Below are 17,321 nucleotides of genomic sequence, written 5' to 3'. Positions count from 1 at the left end.
CGCGGGACTTCGGCAGCAGGTGCGGGGCGTTGGTCATCGACTCCTGGCCGCCGGCCACCACGATGTCGAACTCGCCGGCCCGGATCAGCTGGTCGGCCAGCGCGATGGCGTCGAGGCCGGAGAGGCAGACCTTGTTGATGGTCAGCGCCGGGACGTTCATCGGGATGCCGGCCTTGACGGCGGCCTGGCGGGCCGGGATCTGGCCGGCGCCGGCCTGGAGCACCTGCCCCATGATCACGTACTGGACCTGCTCGCCGGTGATCCCGGCCCGCTCCAGGGCCGCCTTGATCGCGACGCCGCCGAGGTCGGCACCGGAGAAGCCCTTGAGGGAACCCAGCAGGCGGCCCATCGGGGTCCGCGCACCGGCAACGATCACAGAGGTGGTGTTGGTCATGGGACGGGCCCCTTCGCACGTCGTGGCCAGGTGAGGATGCGCTCAATGTACTGACCTGTTACCCGCCCGTCACCGGAGCGACGGTGTGATCGAGCGCACTGGCACCATCCAGTCAACACCGTGCCGACCCGCCCCGGGTGAACCACCGCCCGTGTGAGCAGGCTCGCACGCCCGGCACTGGCGCCCGTCGCGGGCCATGCGCTGCACTGGGTGCACCTTCCCGCCACCACCTTCTCCCACCACCGGAGGCCGTCGTGCTGACCCGCATCGACCACATCGGCATCGCCTGCCGAGACCTCGACAAGACGGTCGAGTTCTACCGCGCCACCTACGGCTTCGAGGTCTTCCACTCCGAGGTCAACGAGGAGCAGGGCGTCCGCGAGGCGATGCTCCGGATCAACGGCACCGACGACGGCGGCGCCTCCTACCTCCAGCTGCTGGAGCCCACCCGGCCCGACTCCACCGTGGCCAAGTGGCTGGAGAAGAACGGCGAGGGCGTGCACCACATCGCCTTCGGCACCGCCGACGTGGACGGCGACTCCGAGGCCATCCGGGACAAGGGCATCCGGGTCCTCTACGACCAGCCGCGGATCGGCTCGATGGGTTCGCGGATCACCTTCCTGCACCCCAAGGACTGCGGCGGCGTGCTGACCGAGCTGGTGACCTCCGCGCAGCAGGGCCACGACGAGCACTGATCCCCTCCCGGACCGCCCCGGGGCGCCCGGCGCCCCGGGGCAGCCGACGCCTCGTCGGTCATGACCCGTCAGTAACCTGGCGGAAGAGCCGGAAAACACCCCTGCGGCCATTCCCCCGCAGTGCGCTCCCACTACAATGCCCAGGTGCGCGAAGGCTCCGGGGGACGGAGGCGACGGGCACGGCCGAAGACAGGCCAGTCCGCCCGCCGGCGGACGGCCCGTCGCAAGGGGAGTCCATTACGCGGGCACGGCTGAACAGTCGCAAGACGGATCTGTCACCATTCTCCACAAGGCAAGAGTTCGCCCAGGAGTCCACCCGGACGGGGGAACGCGGAACCCCGCGCTCCCACGCCCCGGACTCCGACGACCGCGGCGGGCGGCCCCGGCATGACGGGGGACCGTCCACCGGCTGCGGATGCAAGGAGCCAGTCGGACCGGCACCCGGGATACGGGAGCCCGGCACCGGCCGGGTCGAGGACGCGACCAGGAGATGGATGGGACCGCGGAGTGCGGGGCAACGACCGCTACGAGGTTGACGATCACCTCTCCCAGTTCGAGGCCGAGATGGGTCGGACTCGGAAGGAGCGGGACAAGGCAGTCGAGCACGCCGAGGACCTCGCCTACCAGGTTGAGGTGCTGCGGGCGAAGCTGCACGAGTCCCGCCGCATGCTCGCCCAGCCGCGCGCCTTCGACGCCGTCTCCGGCCAGGCCGAGCAGATGCTCCGCACCGCCGAGATGCAGGCCCAGCAGCTGCGCGCCGACGCCGAGCGCCAGCTGCGCGACTCCCAGGCCGCCACCCAGCGGATCATGGCCGAGGCCGCCGAGCGCACCGCCCGGCTGGAGGCCGACCTCGCCGCCCGCCGCCGCCAGCTGGAGGACGAGCTCGCCGAGCTGCGCCGCTCCGCCGAGCAGCACGTCAACGGCTGGGCCGAGCAGACCAGGGCCGGCTCCGAGCAGGAGGCGCAGCGGCTGCTCCAGGAGGCCCGCGCCGAGGCCGAGCGGATGGTCGCCGCCGCCCGCGCGGAGGCCGTCGCCCTCTCCGACCAGGCCCGCGCCCAGACCGCCGCCGACGTGGACGCCGCCCGCGGCGAGGCCCAGGCCGCCGCCGAGGCCGCCCTTCAGCGGGCCCAGAACGACGCCGAGCGCCTGCTGCGCGCCGCCTCCGAGCAGGCCCAGCAGGCCGGCGCCCAGGCCGCCGCCGACGTGGACGCCGCCCGCGGCGAGGCCCAGCAACAGCTGGCCGCCGCGCACGCCGCCGCCGAGGGCCAGCTGGCCGCCGCCCAGGCCGAGATCGGCCGGCTCAAGGCGCAGGCCACCGCCGAACAGGAGCGGGCCGAGCAGCAGCTCGCCGCGGCCAAGGCCGAGATAGACCGGCTGCGCGCCGAGGCGATCGCCGAGGCGGAGCGCACCCGCCGCGAGGCCGCCGAACTGCGCGCCCAGGCCGAGCAGGCCGCCGAGCGGCTCCAGGCCGATGCCGAGGCCGCCGCCGAGCGCCGGGTCGCCGACGGCGAGGCCGCCAACGAGCAGCGCTCGCAGACCGCCCGGGCCGAGGTGGCCCGGATGGTCGCCCAGGCCACCCAGGAAGCCTCGGCGATCCGCGCCGAGGCCGAGGCCGTCCGCGCCGAAGCCATCACCAAGCAGGCCGAGGCCGACGCCGCCAAGGCCGCCGCGGCCGAGGAGAGCGAACGGCTTCGGGCCACCGCCGAGTCGGTGGCCACCCAGCTGAAGGCCGAGGCCGAGGCGGCGATCGCCGAGCTGCGCGCCCTGGCCGAGCGGGACGTCGCCGAGCTGCGCGCGCAGGCCGAGGCCGACGCCCGGCGACTGCGCGGCGAAGCCGAGGAGGAGGGCCGGGCGGCCGGCGCCAAGGACGCCACCGTCCACCTCGCCAAGGCCGCCAAGACCGCCGAGGAGATCCTCGGCCGGGCCAACAAGGACGCCGAGACGGCGCGCGGCGAGGCCGCCGCCGAGGCCGAACGGATCCGCGCCGAGGCCGCCGCCGAGGCACAGCGGCTGCGTGAGCAGGCCCAGGCCGCCGTCGAGCAGGCCCAGAACGCCGCCCTGGACGACGCCGCCGCGATCCGCGAGCGGATCGAGCAGATGCAGGACGAGGCGGCCCGGCTGCGGGCCGAGGCCGAGGAGCTGCGCGCCCAGGCCGCCGCCGAGGCCGACCGGGTGCGCGGCGAGGCCCGCCGGCAGGCCGTCGTCCAGATCGAGGAGTCGGCGAAGAACGCCGAGGAGCTCCTCACCAAGGCCAAGGCCGACGCGGACGAGCTGCGCGCGGGTGCCGCCGGGGAGATCGAGCGGCTGCGCGAGCAGGCCCAGGAGCAGGCCGCCGAGACCCAGGGACGGGCCGAGCAGACCCTCACCCGGGCCCGCGCCGAGGCCGAGAAGATCACCGGCGCCGCCGAGCAGCAGGGCCAGGACGCACTCGCCGCCGCCAAGGCCGCGGCCGCCGAGAACCGCGCCGCCGCCGAGCGCGAGACCGCCGAACTCCGGCGCGACGCAATCGAGTTCGACCAGCGGGTGCGTGCCGAGGCGACCGCCGCGGCGGAGGCCCTGACCACCGAGGCGCAGGCCGAGGCGGCCGCCGTCCGGGACGCCGCGGTGGCCGACGCCGAGCGGGTGCGCACCGAGGCCGACACCGAGGCCGCCCGCGCCCGGGCCGAGGCCGAGGCCGCCGCGAACGCGCTGCGCGAGGAGAGCCTGCGCGAGCGCGAGGAGGCCGCCGAGGGGCTGCGGCGGGAGCGCGAGGAGACCTCCGAGCACCTGGACGCCGCCGAGGCCGCCCGCGAGGAGGCCGAGGAGGCCGCGGCGCGGACCCGGGCGGAGGCCGAGCAGGCCGCCGCGGAGCTGCGCGCCCTCGCCCAGCGCGAGACCACCCAGCAGCGCGAAGCCGCCGAGGCCCACGCCGACCGCGTCCGCACCGAGGCCGAACAGCACGCCACCGACCTCACCGAACGCACCGCCGCCGAGACCGCCGAGGTCCGCGAGGCGGCGAACAAGCACGCCGCCGAGGTCCGCGAGGCCGCCGAGGCCTACGCCGGCGAACAGCGCACCGCCGCCGACGCGTACGCCGCCGAAACCCGCGAGCAGGCCGACACCTACGCCGCCGAGCAGCGCACCGCCGCCGACACGTACGCCACCGAGACCCGGGCGGAGGCCGAGCAGGCCGCCGCGGAGCTGCGCGCCCTCGCCCAGCGCGAAACCACCCAGCAGCGCGAAGCCGCCGAGGCCCACGCCGACCGCGTCCGCACCGAGGCCGAACAGCACGCCACCGACCTCACCAAGCGCACCGCCGCCGAGACCGCCGAGGTCCGCGAGGCCGCGAACAAGCACGCCACCGAGGTCCGCGAGGCCGCCGAGGCCTACGCCGGCGAACAGCGCACCGCCGCCGACGCGTACGCCGCCGAGACCCGCGAGCAGGCCGACGCCTACGCGACCGAGCAGCACACCGCCGCCGACGAGGTGCTGGAGCGCGCCGAGGCCACCGCCGAGCAGCGCCGCGCCGAGGCCGTCAAGGACGCCAAGGCCACCCGCGAGAAGGCCGCCGCCGAGCTGGCCCTGGCCAACGAGCAGGCCTCGACCGTCCGGGCCGAGGCCGGCCGCGAGCTGTCCGAGGCCCGCGCCACCGCCGACGGCATCCGGGCCGAGGCGACCGCCGAGCTGGAGCAGGCCAAGGCCGACCGCGCCGAGCTGATCGCCGCCTCGAAGGCCGAGGGCGCCGAGCTGGTGGCCGTCGCCGAGGAGGAGGCCGCCGAGGTCCGCCAGTCGGTGGCCGGCATGCACGAGGCCGCCGCCGAGCAGATCGCCGCGCTCAAGGCCGCCGCCGAGGAGGAGGCCGCCGAGGTCCGCGAGGCCGCCGAGCAGGACGCCACCGAGCTGCGCGTCCTCGCCGAGCGCGAGACCACCGAGCAGCGCGAGGCCGCCGACACGTACGCCGCCGAGCTGCGCGCCCTGGTCGAGCGCGAGGCCGCCGAGCAGCGCGAGCTCGTCGACCGCGAGACCGCCGACCTGCGGGCCCGTACCGAGGCCGAGACCACCGCCCTGCGCGAGCAGACCGAGCTGGAGCTGGCCGCCGAGCGGGAGGCCGCCGAGCAGGAGCTCGGCCGGCAGCGCGCCGAGGCCCTGGCCTACGACGAGCAGCTGCGCGCGGACGCCGAGGCCGAGCTGCGCGCCGCCCAGGAGGCCGCCGAGCGGCTGCGCGCCGACGCCGAGGCACAGGCCGCCCGTACGGTGGCCGAGGCCGAGGCCCAGGGCGCCCGCAGCATCGCCGACGCCGAGGAGCTGTCCGCCGGCCTGCGCGCCGAGGCCGACGAGTACGCCCTCGCCACCCGCACCCTGGCCGACGAGTACGACTCGGCCACCCACTCCCGCGCCGACGCCTACGACGCGCAGACCCGGGAGGCCGCCGAGCAGTTCGACAAGGCCACCCGCGACCAGGCCAAGTCCGTCTTGGAGAAGGCCTTCGCGGACGCCGAGGCACTCGGCGAGGACGCCCAGACCACGGCGCTGGCGACCACCGCCGCCGCCGAGGAGCAGGCGGACGCGATGGTGGCCGCCGCCCGCAAGGAGGCCGACCGGCTGGTCGCCGCGGGCGAGGCGGCCGGTCAGGCCGCGGTCGAGAAGGGCCGTTCCGACGCGGACGCCCTGCTCGCCGAGGCCCGCCGGGACGCGACGGCGATCCGCGAGCGCGCCGAGGAGCTGCGCGAGCGCACCGACGCCGAGGTCGAGGCCCTGCACGAGCGCGCCCGCAAGGAGAACGCGGCGGCCATGAAGTCGGCCGGCGAGCGGGTGGACGCGCTGGTGACGGCCGCTCAGGAGCAGCTGACCGAGGCCGAGGAGCAGGCGGTGTCCACCGTCGCCGAGGCCGAGGACCGCGCGGCGGCCCTGATCGCCGCGGCCGAGGACCGCGCGGCCGAGCTGACCTCGGAGGCCTCCGCGGAGGCCAGCAAGGTCCGGCTGTCCGCCGTCCGCAAGGCCGAGGGCCTGCTGAAGGAGGCCGAGACCAAGCTCGCGACCTCCACCGACCGGGCCGAGTCGCTCATCGAGAAGGCCGAGGCCAAGCTGCGGTCCTCGGAGACGGAGGCCGAGGAGCGGCTGGACCGGGCCGCCGCCGAGGCGGAGAAGAGGCTGCGGGAGGCCGACGAGGCCGCGGACGAGCAGATCGAACTGGCGAAGGCGGAGGCCGAGCGGCTGCTCGCCGAGGCGAAGGCCGAGGCGAAGCGGGTCACCGACGAGGGCCGCCGCGAGCTGGACGAACTGGTGCGCCGCCGCAAGGACATCAACACCGAGATCTCCAGGGTCCAGGACGTCCTGTCCGCCCTGGAGGCGTTCGAGGCGCCGTCACCGGTCGCCCAGGCCAACGGGGGCAGCAACAAGAAGGACGGGGGCGCCAAGGCCGGTGCCGGAGTTGGCTCCCCCCGGTCGGGTGGCAATCGCTCCAAGAGCTCACCACCCGATTGAGCGGACATTGGCGGTCATTGTCCGTGAGAGAACGGCGTATCGCCGTCGACACTCCGGTACCGTGTCAGGATTCCCTCAACCACCTCAGCGGTTTGACGACAGGAAGCCCAGAACCCCATGAGCGACAGTCACTCCCCTCACGGCTTCGACCTGGTGCGCCGTGGGTACGAGCGCGCCCAGGTCGACGAGCGGATCACCAAGCTGGTGGCCGACCGTGACAGTGCCTTGACCCGGATCAGCGCGCTGGAGAAGCGCATCGAGGAACTCCACCTGGAGACCCAGTCCGCCCAGGCGGCGGTCGTGGAGCAGGAGCCCTCCTACGCCGGTCTCGGCGCCCGGGTCGAGAAGATCCTGCGACTCGCCGAGGAGGAGGCCAAGGACCTGCGCGACGAGGCGCACCGCGCCGCCGAGCAGCACCGCGAGCTCGCCGAGGCCGCCGCCCAGCAGGTCCGCACCGAGGCCGAGAACTACGCCAAGGACCGCAAGGCCAAGGCGGAGGACGAGGGGCTGCGGATCGTCGACAAGTCCAAGAGCGACGCCGCCCAGCTGCGCGCCGAGGCCAACAAGGACGCCCAGAACAAGCGCGAGGAGGCGGACGCCCTCTTCGAGGAGACCCGCACCAAGGCCGCCCAGGCCGCGCTGGAGTTCGAGACCAACCTGGCCAAGCGCCGCGAGCAGTCCGAGCGCGACCTGGCCGCCCGTCAGGCCAAGGCCGAGAAGCGCCTGGCCGAGATCGAGCACCGGGCCGAGCAGCTGCGCCTGGAGGCCGAGAAGCTGCGCACCGACGCCGAGCGCCGCGCCCGCCAGACCGTCGAGACGGCCCAGCGCCAGTCCGAGGACATCGTGGCCGACGCCAACGCCAAGGCCGACCGGATCCGCAGCGAATCGGAGCGCGAGCTGGCGGCGCTCACCAACCGCCGCGACAGCATCAACGCCCAGCTGACCAACGTCCGCGAGATGCTGGCCACGCTGACCGGCGCGGCCGTGGCCGCCGCCTCGCTGCCGACCGACGACACCATGGGCGTGCCCGCCCAGCAGTCGCGCTGACGCGCACCGGCCGAACGGCACGACGGGCCCTCACCCCCGCGGGTGAGGGCCCGTCGGCTTTCGCGCCGTCATCGCCGCCGACTCTGCCGGGCCCGTCGGGCCGGGGCCCTCACCTGGGGTAGGCGCCGTCCGGCCGCTGGTACCCGCTGCTGAGCTGGTTGCCCTCGTCGTCGGAGACGGTGCCGAACCAGGAGGTGCACCAGACCGACACCGAGTCCGGCCAGTACTGCACCTCGAAGGGGTGCCCGGGCCCGTAGTCGCCGTACGAGGTGACGATGAAGGTCTCCCCCGGGCGCATCCAGTAGTCCTCGCCGAGCGGTTCCAGCGTCAGCTCCACCAGCCCCTCGCCCCGGTTGGTCACGGGCATCCGGCCGGTCACCTCCAGTGCCGAGAAGTCCCAGGCCGCCGAGTCCTGGCTCTCCTGGCTCATCCGACGGACACCCGGGCGAGCAGGGCGCGCACGACGGCGTCGAAGGCCCCGGGCGCCTCCAGGGCGCTCAGGTGGCCCACCCCCGGCAGGACGGTCAGCTCGGCGTCCGGCCTGGCGCGCAGCATCGCCTCGGCCTCCTCCACCGCCACCAGGGCGTCCTGGGCGCCCGCCACGATCGAGACCGGCACCCGCAGGCCGGCCAGCACGTCCAGGGCGTCCGGGCGGGCCGCCATGGCCCGCTGGGCCCAGGCGACGGCGGCCGGCGGCGCGGCGGCGACCAGCTCCTGCACCCGCGCCACCAGGTGCTGCGAGTCCGGGCCGAGCTGCCCGGCCGCGACCTGCTCGTCCAGCAGCAGCTGCACGCTGTCCCGCGCGGTGACGGCGGCGGCGATCCGCTCCCGGTTGGCCCGTACGGCGTCGGTGTCGGCGGTGGCCCGGGTGTTGGCCAGCAGCAGGCCGGACAGCCGGCCGGGGTGGCGGCGGGCGAAGGCCAGTGCCACGTAGCCGCCCATGGAGAGCCCGCCGACCACCGCGCGCTCGATCCCGGCCGCGTCCAGCAGCAGGGCGAGGTCGTCCGCGACCAGGTCCAGCGAGGGCTCGTCGCTCCCCAGCGCGGTGCCGCCGAACCCCCGCTGGTCGGGGGCGAGCACGCGCACTTCGTCCCCGGTCAGCCCGGGCAGCTCGTCCAGTTGGGAGGACCACATCGAGGCGTTCAACGGAAAGGCGTGCAGCAGCACGAGTGGTGTTCCGGTACCGCTCTCGCGGACCGACACTGCGGAGGGACTCTGGGTCATGCGCCCAACCTATTCCGGCACGCCCGGCGGGCCCACTCAGCGGGCCGCGATACCCCCTTTGTCCTAGCCTGGCAAGGAACTGAGGGAGCACGAATGATCGAGCTGCACGAGCTGACAAAACGTTACGGCAAGACCCTTGCGGTGGACCGCCTCAGCTTCCGGGTCCCCCAGGGCGTGGTGACCGGCTTCCTCGGCCCCAACGGCGCCGGCAAGTCCACCACGATGCGCATGATCCTCGACCTCGACCGCCCGACCGCCGGGCGGGTCACCATCGACGGCAGGCACTACGGTCAGCTCAGCGAGCCGCTCAAGTACATCGGCGCGCTGTTGGAGGCCAAGGCCGTCCACCCCGGCCGCACCGCCCGCGACCACCTGCTCTGGCTCGCCCAGAGCAACCGCATCCCCGAGCGCCGGGTGGACGAGGTGCTCGCCCTGGTCGGCCTCACCCCGGTCGCCCGCAAGCGGGCCCGCGGCTTCTCGCTCGGCATGGGCCAGCGCCTGGGCATCGCCTCCGCCCTGCTCGGCGACCCGGAGATCATCATGTTCGACGAGCCGGTCAACGGCCTGGACCCGGAGGGCATCCTCTGGGTCCGCAACCTGATGAAGCGCCTCGCCGCCGAGGGCCGCACGGTCTTCGTCTCCTCCCACCTGATGAGCGAGATGGCCGTCACCGCCGACCACCTGGTGGTCATCGGCCGGGGCCGCCTGCTCGCCGACCTGCCGATGCCGGAGTTCATCCGGCGCAACTCCCGCTCCGCCGTACGGCTGCGCAGCCCGGAGCCCCAACGGCTGCTCGACGTCCTGGCCGAGGCCGGCCTGCGGCACGAACCGGGCCCGGACGGCTCCTACGAGGTGGTCGACGGGGACATCACGCACCTCGGTGAGCTGTTCGCCGGGCACGGCGTGGTGCTGCACGAGCTCAGCCCGCAGCAGGCCTCGCTGGAGGACGCCTTCATGCAGATGACGGCCGACGCGGTGGAGTACCACGCGGGCGAGGGGCCCGGCCGGGACGCGGCCGGCGCGCCCGCCGAGTGGGGCGCCGGCTGGAAGGCGGACGGCGCCCGGCAGACCGCCACGGCACGGCACGGCAGGAGGAGATCTGAGATGGCGTCCTTCCCCGCGGTCCTGCGCTCCGAGTGGACGAAGATCCGCACCGTCCGCTCGACGCTCTGGACGCTCGCGCTGACCTTCGTCGTCACGGTCGGCATCGGCGCGCTGCTGTCGCTGCTCACCAACGACAACTTCACCGAGTTCCGACGGCACGACCCCAATCCGTTCGACCCCACCAGCACCGCCTTCTCCGGCATCGTGCTCGGCGAACTGGTGATCATCGTGTTCGGCGTGCTGGCGATCGGCAACGAGTACAGCAGCGGCATGATCCGGCTCACCCTGGCCGCCGTCCCGCAGCGCGCCACCCTGCTCGCCGGCAAGCTGGTGGTGCTCGGCGCGCTCGCCCTGGCGGTCTCGGTGCTGACGGCCTTCGTCACCTTCTTCGCCGGCCAGGCGCTGCTCGGCCCGCACTCCACCACGATCGGCGAGCCGAACGTGCTGCGCGCGGTGCTCGGCGCCGCGCTGTACCTGACGATGCTCTGCCTGTTCGCGGCGGGCGTCACCACGATGCTGCACAACCAGACGCTCGCGCTCGGCGTGCTGGTGCCGTTCTTCTTCCTGCTCTCGCCGATCCTCTCGGCGGTGCCGAAGGTCAAGACCCTGGCCCACTACTTCCCCGACTACGCGGGCTCCCGGATGACGCTGGTGTACGAGCAGCAGGGCCAGCCGTACGGGCCGTGGGCCGGCTTCCTGATCTGCCTCGCCTGGACGGCGGCGGCCCTGGTCGGCGGCGTGCTGGTGTTCAAGAAGCGCGACGCGTAGCCGGGCCCGCGACGCGCGGCGGCCCCCCGGCGGGCCGTCAGTACCGCGGAGCGCCGCGGCCCCGCAGCAGGTTGGAGGCCCGGCGCTCCCGCGCCCCCCAGCAGGCCCGGTGCCAGTGCCGCCGGTCGTCCACCCCCGCGCCGTGCGTCGGCCAGGCCACCACGTGGCCCATCCCCGGCGGGATCTCCTGGTCGCAGCCCGGGCAGCGGTAGAACCGCCCCGCCGTCCCGGCGACCGTCTGGACCACCCACTCGTCGCCCTGGTAGGTCTCGGTACGGCGCAGCGAACCGCCGAGCGGGGCGGTCGGCTCCGCACTCACGTGGGGGGCGGCGCTCTTGATCCGGTTGCGGCGCGGCGACACGGCGGACTCCCTCTCCTCCTGGGCCTGGGTCGTCCAGCCTACGGCCGATCGGGCTACCCCATCGCTCCTACCACGGCTCTGTCCGGTACTCCGGCGTTTTTGCCGAGATCCACCCGATCATCGGGGAAATCCAGGGCTCCGCGTGCCATTGGCACATGACATCGGATACCCACAAGGGGAGAAGGCGGGGCCCGCAGACCCTGCGCGCACCCGAGGAGGACCAACGATGAGCAAGACCAGCGCCCGCGCCGAGAGCGGTCGGCCCGCCCCCGGCCCGACGCTGACCTCCGTCCCCCCGGTGACGGCCGTCGCGGGCGAGCCGCTGCCGGCGACCCTGCGGGCGGGCGCGGTGCCGCCGTCCACCGGTCCGGTGCGGGTCGGCCTGTTCCTGCTGTCCGCGCAGTTCCCCGGGCAGGGCCACGGCGAGGTGCTGGAGCGCACCGTCAGCGCGGCCGTCGAGGCCGAACACTCGGGCCTGGACAGCGTCTGGCTGGCCGAGCACCACTTCGTGCCGTACGGGGTGTGCCCGGACGCCGCCACGCTGGCCGCGATGCTGCTCGGCCGCACCCGCCGGATCGGCGTCGGCACCGCGGTCAGCGTGCTCTCCACCCGCCACCCGGTGGGGCTCGGCGAGCAGGCCGCGCTGCTGCACCTCACCTCCGGGGGACGCTTCACGCTCGGAGTGGGCCGCGGCGGGCCGTGGATCGACCTGGACGTGTTCGGTGGCGGCGTGGACGCCTTCGAGACCGGGTTCCCTGAGCGGCTGGACCTGCTGCTGCGCTGGCTGCGCTGCGCCCGGGTGGGCGCGGACGGCCCGCAGTTCGCCTTCCCCGAGGTCGCCGTGGTGCCCCGGGCCACCGAGCCGCTGCGACGGCCGGGCCTGGTCAGCTGGCTCGGCCTGGGCGAGCGCTCCGGCCCGGTGCGCTTCCCGCGCCAGCGCCGGGACGACGAGGGCCTCGGCGAGGAACTCACCTCCGACGGACGGCCGGTGGCCGGCCCGCCCGTGGTGGTCGCCTGCACCTCACCGGGCGGGGTGCGGCTGGCCGCCGAGCGAGGCCTGCCGATGCTGCTCGGCATGCACTCCGGGGACGACGACAAGCTGCGGATGCTGGAGCTGTACCGGACCGCCTGGCTGGCCGCCGGGCGCAGTGAGGAGCAGCTGCGCCGGGTCGGCCGTCAGCACGTCGCGGCCGGGGTGGCCCAGGTCGACGACCGCGCCGCGGAGGCCCGCTCCACCCTGCTGAACGCGATGCCCGGCTGGTTCGAGTACGGGCTCGGCGCGCACCGCACCGTGGACGGCCGCGAGCGCAAGATGCGCGACCCTCGCCAGTACACCGAACTGCTCTGCGACCTGCACGCGGTGGGCACCCCGCGGCAGTGCGCCGACCGGCTGCTGGCCACCGCCGAGCGCACCGGCATCCGGCGCTTCGCCCTGCTCGCCGAGGGCAGCGGCGACCAGGAGGCGACCCTGCACAACATCGCCCGGCTCGGCTCCGAGGTGCTGCCGCAGCTCGGCTAGGTCCCGTCCGGGCCGGGCCGCCGCCCCTCCCCCGCACCCGGGGACGGGGCGGCCGGCGCCGCGGCGCGGTACGGCCGGGGGCTCAGCAGTCCCGCAGTTCCTCGGACTGGTTGAGCAGCTGCTCCCGGACCGAGGTGAAGCGGTCGTACCGCGCCTCGTTGGCCTCCGACGGCAGGAACACCGCCACCCGGTGACAGTTCTGGAACGCCAGCCGGACCCCGAAGTGGCGCTGGAGGGCGCCCCGGATGGCGTCGCTTGCGAGGGCGCGCAGCAGCTGGCCCCGGGCCTTCTCGCTGGGGGGCGGTACCTGGTTGTCGGCGAAGTCGGTGCCGTCGACCTTCGCCTGGGCGACCAGCGAGCTGATCAGGTCCCAGGCGTACGGCAGCGAGACGCGGACGCAGTCGACGAATTCCCGCTCGTCGACCTCGCCCCGCTCGGCCTTCTCGAGCAGGGCCGGTGAGACGTCGAGCGACATGGATTCTCCTCTCGCGGTCCACCCGCGCGGCGCCCGGGTGGTCGTGCGTAGGTCAAGCTCACAGTGAGGGTGGCTGATTCGCGCGGGACGTCCGGAACACCGAGGGACAGGGGTTTCCGGCACCTTCGCGACAGCGGCGGCACCACGGGACGTGACGTCCTGGACACCGAACGCGCTCAGAACAGCGTGGCAGTCAACGGCGCGACAGGCCGGTCATTCCTGCGGATTGCTTCGGAAATATGTTGCGCTGCACGGGATTGGCCGGATCCCGTCGGGTCGTTCATCTGAAGTCTCCATCCCCGTTGACAGCGATCCCGCGAGCGTGCCGTCACACACCGTAGCGACCCGAAGGGGGGCGGCGCCAGACCTCGACGGGCGGGGAGCGGAACCACAGGCCCTCCATGGTGGACGGGTTCGCGCCTTCTTCACCCTGCCGTCGCGGAATCGCATCAACTGGCCCCGGTGGGCTAGCGTGGTCGACCGTGCGTCTCGTAATTGCCCGCTGCTCAGTCGACTATGCCGGTCGGCTCTCCGCCCATCTGCCCTCCGCCACCAGGCTGATCCTGGTCAAGGCCGACGGCAGCGTCAGCATCCACGCCGACGACCGCGCCTACAAGCCGCTCAACTGGATGTCCCCGCCGTGCGCCCTCAAGGAGGCCGACGGGATCTGGACGGTGGAGAACAAGGCCGGCGAGAAGCTCATCATCACGCTGGAGGAGGTGCTGCACGACTCGTCCCACGAGCTCGGGGTCGACCCGGGCCTGATCAAGGACGGCGTGGAGGCACACCTCCAGGAGCTGCTCGCGGACCGGATGGAGGTGCTCGGTGCCGGCTGGTCGCTGATCCGCCGCGAGTACCCCACCGCGATCGGCCCGGTCGACATCCTCTGCCGCGACTCCGACGGCGCCACGGTGGCCGTCGAGATCAAGCGCCGCGGCGAGATCGACGGCGTCGAGCAGCTGACCCGCTATCTCGAACTCCTCAACCGGGACCCGCTGCTGGCCCCGGTCAAGGGCGTCTTCGCCGCGCAGGAGATCAAGCCGCAGGCCCGCGTCCTGGCCACCGACCGCGGCATCGGCTGCGTGGTGCTGGACTACGACGAGCTGCGCGGCATCGACGACGACAAGCTCAAGCTGTTCTGACCGCTCAGGACGGTCCCGGGGCGGCCGGACTGGTCGTCCCGCCCGGGGTCGTCGGCGATCCCGACGTGGCAGGCGACGTCGGGGTGGCCGCCGGGGAGGACGGGCTGCGGCTCGGCTCCGTCGGCTGCGACGGCCCTCCGGTCGACTGGGACTGACCCGGCTGCGGGGCCGGCGGCTGCGGCTGGCCCGGTGCGGGCGGCTGCGGCTGCTGCGCGGGCTGGGACTCGCCCGCGCTCGGCGAGGAGCTCGGCTTCCTCGTCGGCGAGGCGCTCGGCGAGTGCGAGGCGCTGCCGCTCGCGGACGGCTCCGGGCTGCCGACCTGCCCCGCCGGGCTGCCCGGCCCGGCCCCGGTCGTCCCCGGCCCGGCGCTGCCGGAGGACTGCGGGAACGGCGGGTCCTCGCTGCCGCTGCCGCGGTCCGGCCGGCTGGTGTGCGGATCGTTCCCCTTGACCTCCTCCGGCCCGCTGAAGCTCATCGCCACCGCCGTGCCGAGCACCCCCAGGGTCAGCACCGCCGTGGAGAGCACCGCCGCCCGGCGCCGCCGACTGGACTTCAGACCGGCCGGCACCCGGGCCGCGATCTTGCGGATCACCGGGGCGCGGCCGGGCGCCGCCGCGGGCGCGGCGGCGGGCAGCTGCCGGCCGTCGGCGCGCAGCAGGTCGAGCATCCGGCGCGCGGCCGCCACCCCGCGCTGCTCACCCGCCGTGTTCCGCAGGGTGAGCGCGGTCTCCAGTTCGGCGACGGCCCGGGAGGGCTGCTGGACGCAGATCGCGTGCACGCCCGCCTCGTGGTGGAACCAGGCCTGGTCGACCGCCGAACCGGTGCGGCGGGCCGCCTCCAGACCGAGCTGGAGCACCCGCTCCCAGGCGCCCCAGCGCAGCGCCAGCGCCAGCGCGGGCGCCGCCGCGCGGGCGAGCCGGACCACCGCGTCGTGCCGCCCGGCGGTGCGGTCGGCGAGCAGCACGCCGATCATCACCTCCGCCTCGGCGGCGATCTGCTCCAGCGTCACCGAGCTGTGCCCGACCCACCAGGCGAAGTGCCGGGCGGCGCCGTCGACGCAGCCGCGGGGCGGCCAGTGCGGGGCGAGCAGGTCGAGCGCACCGGCGGTCAGCCGGTGGTGGCCACCGATGGACACCGCCAGTCCGGCGTCGGTGAGTTCGGCGAGGGCGGCCTCGCCCTGTCCGACGTCGATCAGCGCCGGCAGGTGCGGCGCGGTGGGGCACTCGCCGCCGAGCGCCACGGCGAGGCGCAGCACGGCCTGGGCGGGCTCGCTCAACCCCTCGGCGAGCCGGACCGCGGGCGAGGCGGTCTGCGCCACCGAGGGCAGCGGGACGGTGCGGCGCAGCGCGTTCTCCCGGATCGCCGGGTCCGGGTCGTGGGCGGGCTCCTCGACGGCTCCGAAGACGTCCATCCGGTCGTCCTCGGCGGCGACCAGCGCGTCCACCGCGAGGTCCCGCTGGCGCAGCAGCGCGGCGGCCTGGACGAAGCGCAGCGGCAGGCCCTCGGACTCGAACCAGAGGTCCACCGCCCAGGCCTTCTCGTCGACGTCCAGCGGCCGCCCGGCCAGCCGGGCGGTGAGGGCGAGGCAGGCGGAGCGGGAGAGCCCGGCCACCAGGTGGTCCTGGAGCCGGGAGCCGGCGGGCAGCGGCGGGCCGTCGGGGGCGGCGGAGATCAGGAAGGCGCAGCCGGGGGCGGCGGCGAGCAGCTGCTCCAGCTCGGCGCCGGAGGGCTCGGCGGCGTCGATCACCACGATCGCGCCGACCTCGGCGAGGTGGGCGGCCAGCTGCCCGGGGTCGGGGCGGTAGCCGGGGGCGTGGTGGGTGGCCGTGAAGAGGTCCTGGAGCAGGTCGGGGACGGTCCGGCGGTGGCCGCAGAGCTGCACCACACCTCCGGGGGCGAGGTCGGCGGCGGCCTCGGCGACGGCCGACAGCAGTGCGCTGCGGCCCGAGCCGGCCTGGCCGACCAGGCGTATCGACCGGCCCTCGGCGAGCAGGCCGAGCAGTTCGGCGATGTCGGCCTCGCGGTCCAGCAGCGGCAGGTCGGCGGGCCCGGCGCCGAGCGCGAGCGGGCCGACCGCGCGGCCGACGCCGCCGACCGGGCCGCGGGCGGGCTCGCTGCGTTCGATCCGGCGCGGGTGCGGCCGCCACTCCTCGGGGCAGGGCCGGGCCTCGGAGCCGTCCGGGGCACCGACGCCCACCAGCAGGCCGCCGGAGACCAGTTCGCCGCCACGGGTGCGGACGGCGTCCTGCCGGAAGTCCCCGGATGGCTGTGCCACGTTCTGCTCCGCATCGTGCTCGGCCGGCGGCGCCCCGCGCCGCCCGGCTGACGTCCCGGTAGCGGCCGCGGCCGGGCTGGAGGCAGCCCCGGCGGCCGTCTTCTGACGGGCAGACTCTTGCACATTCGGACCCGCCCGTGCAGGGCGGTCCGCGGCGTACGACCGGCCGGTAGCGCTGACCAGGGACGTTGCGCGGGTGGGGCCCGGGGGTGCGGGGGCGCGCGGTCCGGCGCGCGGCGCGGGATCGGCTAGAGCGCGATCCCGTGCGCCTCGGCGACGCCGGTCACGCCGTCGACGGTCAGGATGCGGTGCAGCTTGGTGGCCACCAGCAGCCGCTGGAGCTGGGCCGGGACGGAGCGCAGCACCAGCCGGCGGCCGATCCGGCCGGCCCGCCGGTGGGTGCCCATGATCACGCCGAGCCCGGTGGCGTCCCAGAACTCCAGCCGGGCGAGGTCGAGCACGAGGTCGCCGAGGCCGCCGTCCACCGCCTGGTGCAGCCGGGCCCGCGCGTCGGCGGCGGTGCGCACGTCGAGGCGGCCTTCGATGGCCAGCGCCGTGTGGTCGCCGGTGATGCGCATGCTCTCCTCCTTCGCCTGGACGGCCTGGTGCGGGGCGGGCCCGCCCCGGCCATACCGGGTGCGGGAGCGGGGGGTGCATCCGGGCGGGCCGCAGCCCCACACCCGGACCCGGGCGGAATGCCGGGTTCCTTCATCTGACGGTGAACCGGCTCCACAGGTTGCTGGTTCCGGCCAGATCTGAAGCAACTTCACCCGTCCGAGGGAATATACGCAGGTCGGCCCCACACCTACGCTCGATTCCCGCCCAAATCACCCGTCTGCGGCACCCGGCGTGAG

Annotated in this window: 13 protein-coding genes; 6 read left to right on the top strand and 7 right to left on the bottom strand. The window is 74.9% G+C overall.

Annotation, left to right across the window (positions count from 1 at the left end):
* Nucleotides 1-394, bottom strand: a 394-nt coding sequence (locus ACWDBB_RS24290; RefSeq protein ID WP_449791602.1) for a thiolase family protein, incomplete at its 3' end; no start/stop codon positions are given.
* 254 nt (nt 395-648) lie between these two features.
* Between ACWDBB_RS24290 and mce the strand changes: the two genes are divergently transcribed.
* The 3 genes from mce (at nt 649) to ACWDBB_RS24275 (ending at nt 7,599) form a co-directional block, all read left to right on the top strand.
* Nucleotides 649-1,089 carry a methylmalonyl-CoA epimerase gene (gene mce / locus ACWDBB_RS24285; protein ID WP_392873046.1) on the top strand — a complete coding sequence of 147 codons (441 nt, stop codon included), beginning with the start codon at nt 649-651 and terminating at the stop codon, nt 1,087-1,089.
* A 507-nt stretch (nt 1,090-1,596) separates the two neighbouring features.
* Nucleotides 1,597-6,552 (top strand): hypothetical protein, encoded by a 4,956-nt coding sequence (locus ACWDBB_RS24280; protein WP_449791601.1) that lies wholly within the window; start codon nt 1,597-1,599, stop codon nt 6,550-6,552.
* A 117-nt stretch (nt 6,553-6,669) separates the two neighbouring features.
* Nucleotides 6,670-7,599 (top strand): cellulose-binding protein, encoded by a 930-nt coding sequence (locus ACWDBB_RS24275; RefSeq protein ID WP_449791600.1) that lies wholly within the window; start codon nt 6,670-6,672, stop codon nt 7,597-7,599.
* A 109-nt stretch (nt 7,600-7,708) separates the two neighbouring features.
* Here the strand turns inward: ACWDBB_RS24275 and ACWDBB_RS24270 are convergent, their stop codons facing one another.
* Nucleotides 7,709-8,029 carry a hypothetical protein gene (locus ACWDBB_RS24270; protein ID WP_449791599.1) on the bottom strand — a complete coding sequence of 107 codons (321 nt, stop codon included), beginning with the start codon at nt 8,027-8,029 and terminating at the stop codon, nt 7,709-7,711.
* Nucleotides 8,026-8,823, bottom strand: a complete 798-nt coding sequence (locus tag ACWDBB_RS24265; RefSeq protein ID WP_449791598.1) for an alpha/beta fold hydrolase — start codon at nt 8,821-8,823, stop codon at nt 8,026-8,028. The genes ACWDBB_RS24270 and ACWDBB_RS24265 overlap by 4 nt, the downstream gene beginning before the upstream one ends.
* A 93-nt stretch (nt 8,824-8,916) precedes the next feature.
* Between ACWDBB_RS24265 and ACWDBB_RS24260 the strand changes: the two genes are divergently transcribed.
* Complete coding sequence (locus ACWDBB_RS24260; protein ID WP_449791597.1) at nt 8,917-10,695, top strand: ATP-binding cassette domain-containing protein; 1,779 nt, start codon at nt 8,917-8,919, stop codon at nt 10,693-10,695.
* Nucleotides 10,696-10,732: 37 nt separating this feature from the next.
* Here the strand turns inward: ACWDBB_RS24260 and ACWDBB_RS24255 are convergent, their stop codons facing one another.
* Complete coding sequence (locus ACWDBB_RS24255) at nt 10,733-11,056, bottom strand: ATP/GTP-binding protein (protein WP_449791596.1); 324 nt, start codon at nt 11,054-11,056, stop codon at nt 10,733-10,735.
* 370 nt (nt 11,057-11,426) lie between these two features.
* On the opposite strand from ACWDBB_RS24255, the gene ACWDBB_RS24250 reads away from it, so the two are divergent.
* Nucleotides 11,427-12,575, top strand: a complete 1,149-nt coding sequence (locus ACWDBB_RS24250; RefSeq protein ID WP_449791605.1) for an LLM class flavin-dependent oxidoreductase — start codon at nt 11,427-11,429, stop codon at nt 12,573-12,575.
* Between the two features lie 82 nt (nt 12,576-12,657).
* Here the strand turns inward: ACWDBB_RS24250 and ACWDBB_RS24245 are convergent, their stop codons facing one another.
* The gene (locus ACWDBB_RS24245; RefSeq protein ID WP_392873067.1) at nt 12,658-13,050 is read right to left on the bottom strand and encodes an SCO5389 family protein; all 393 of its coding nucleotides are present in this window, start codon (nt 13,048-13,050) and stop codon (nt 12,658-12,660) included.
* A gap of 482 nt (nt 13,051-13,532) precedes the next feature.
* Here ACWDBB_RS24245 and nucS point away from each other — a divergent pair, with 482 nt between their 5' ends.
* Nucleotides 13,533-14,192, top strand: coding sequence for an endonuclease NucS (gene nucS, locus ACWDBB_RS24240; RefSeq protein ID WP_360187373.1), 660 nt, complete (start codon nt 13,533-13,535; stop codon nt 14,190-14,192).
* Nucleotides 14,193-14,196: 4 nt separating this feature from the next.
* Here the strand turns inward: nucS and ACWDBB_RS24235 are convergent, their stop codons facing one another.
* Both ACWDBB_RS24235 and ACWDBB_RS24230 read right to left on the bottom strand, forming a co-directional pair.
* Nucleotides 14,197-16,467, bottom strand: coding sequence for an ATP-binding protein (locus ACWDBB_RS24235; protein WP_449791595.1), 2,271 nt, complete (start codon nt 16,465-16,467; stop codon nt 14,197-14,199).
* Between the two features lie 248 nt (nt 16,468-16,715).
* Entirely contained in the window at nt 16,716-17,045 is a 330-nt protein-coding gene (locus ACWDBB_RS24230; RefSeq protein WP_449791594.1) for an STAS domain-containing protein, read from the bottom strand.
* Between the last annotated feature and the right edge of the window lie 276 nt (nt 17,046-17,321).

Source organism: Kitasatospora sp. NPDC001095, assembly GCF_053598615.1.
The sequence above is the reverse complement of the archived record's forward strand: the minus strand, read 5'-3'. Positions and strand labels throughout refer to the sequence as shown.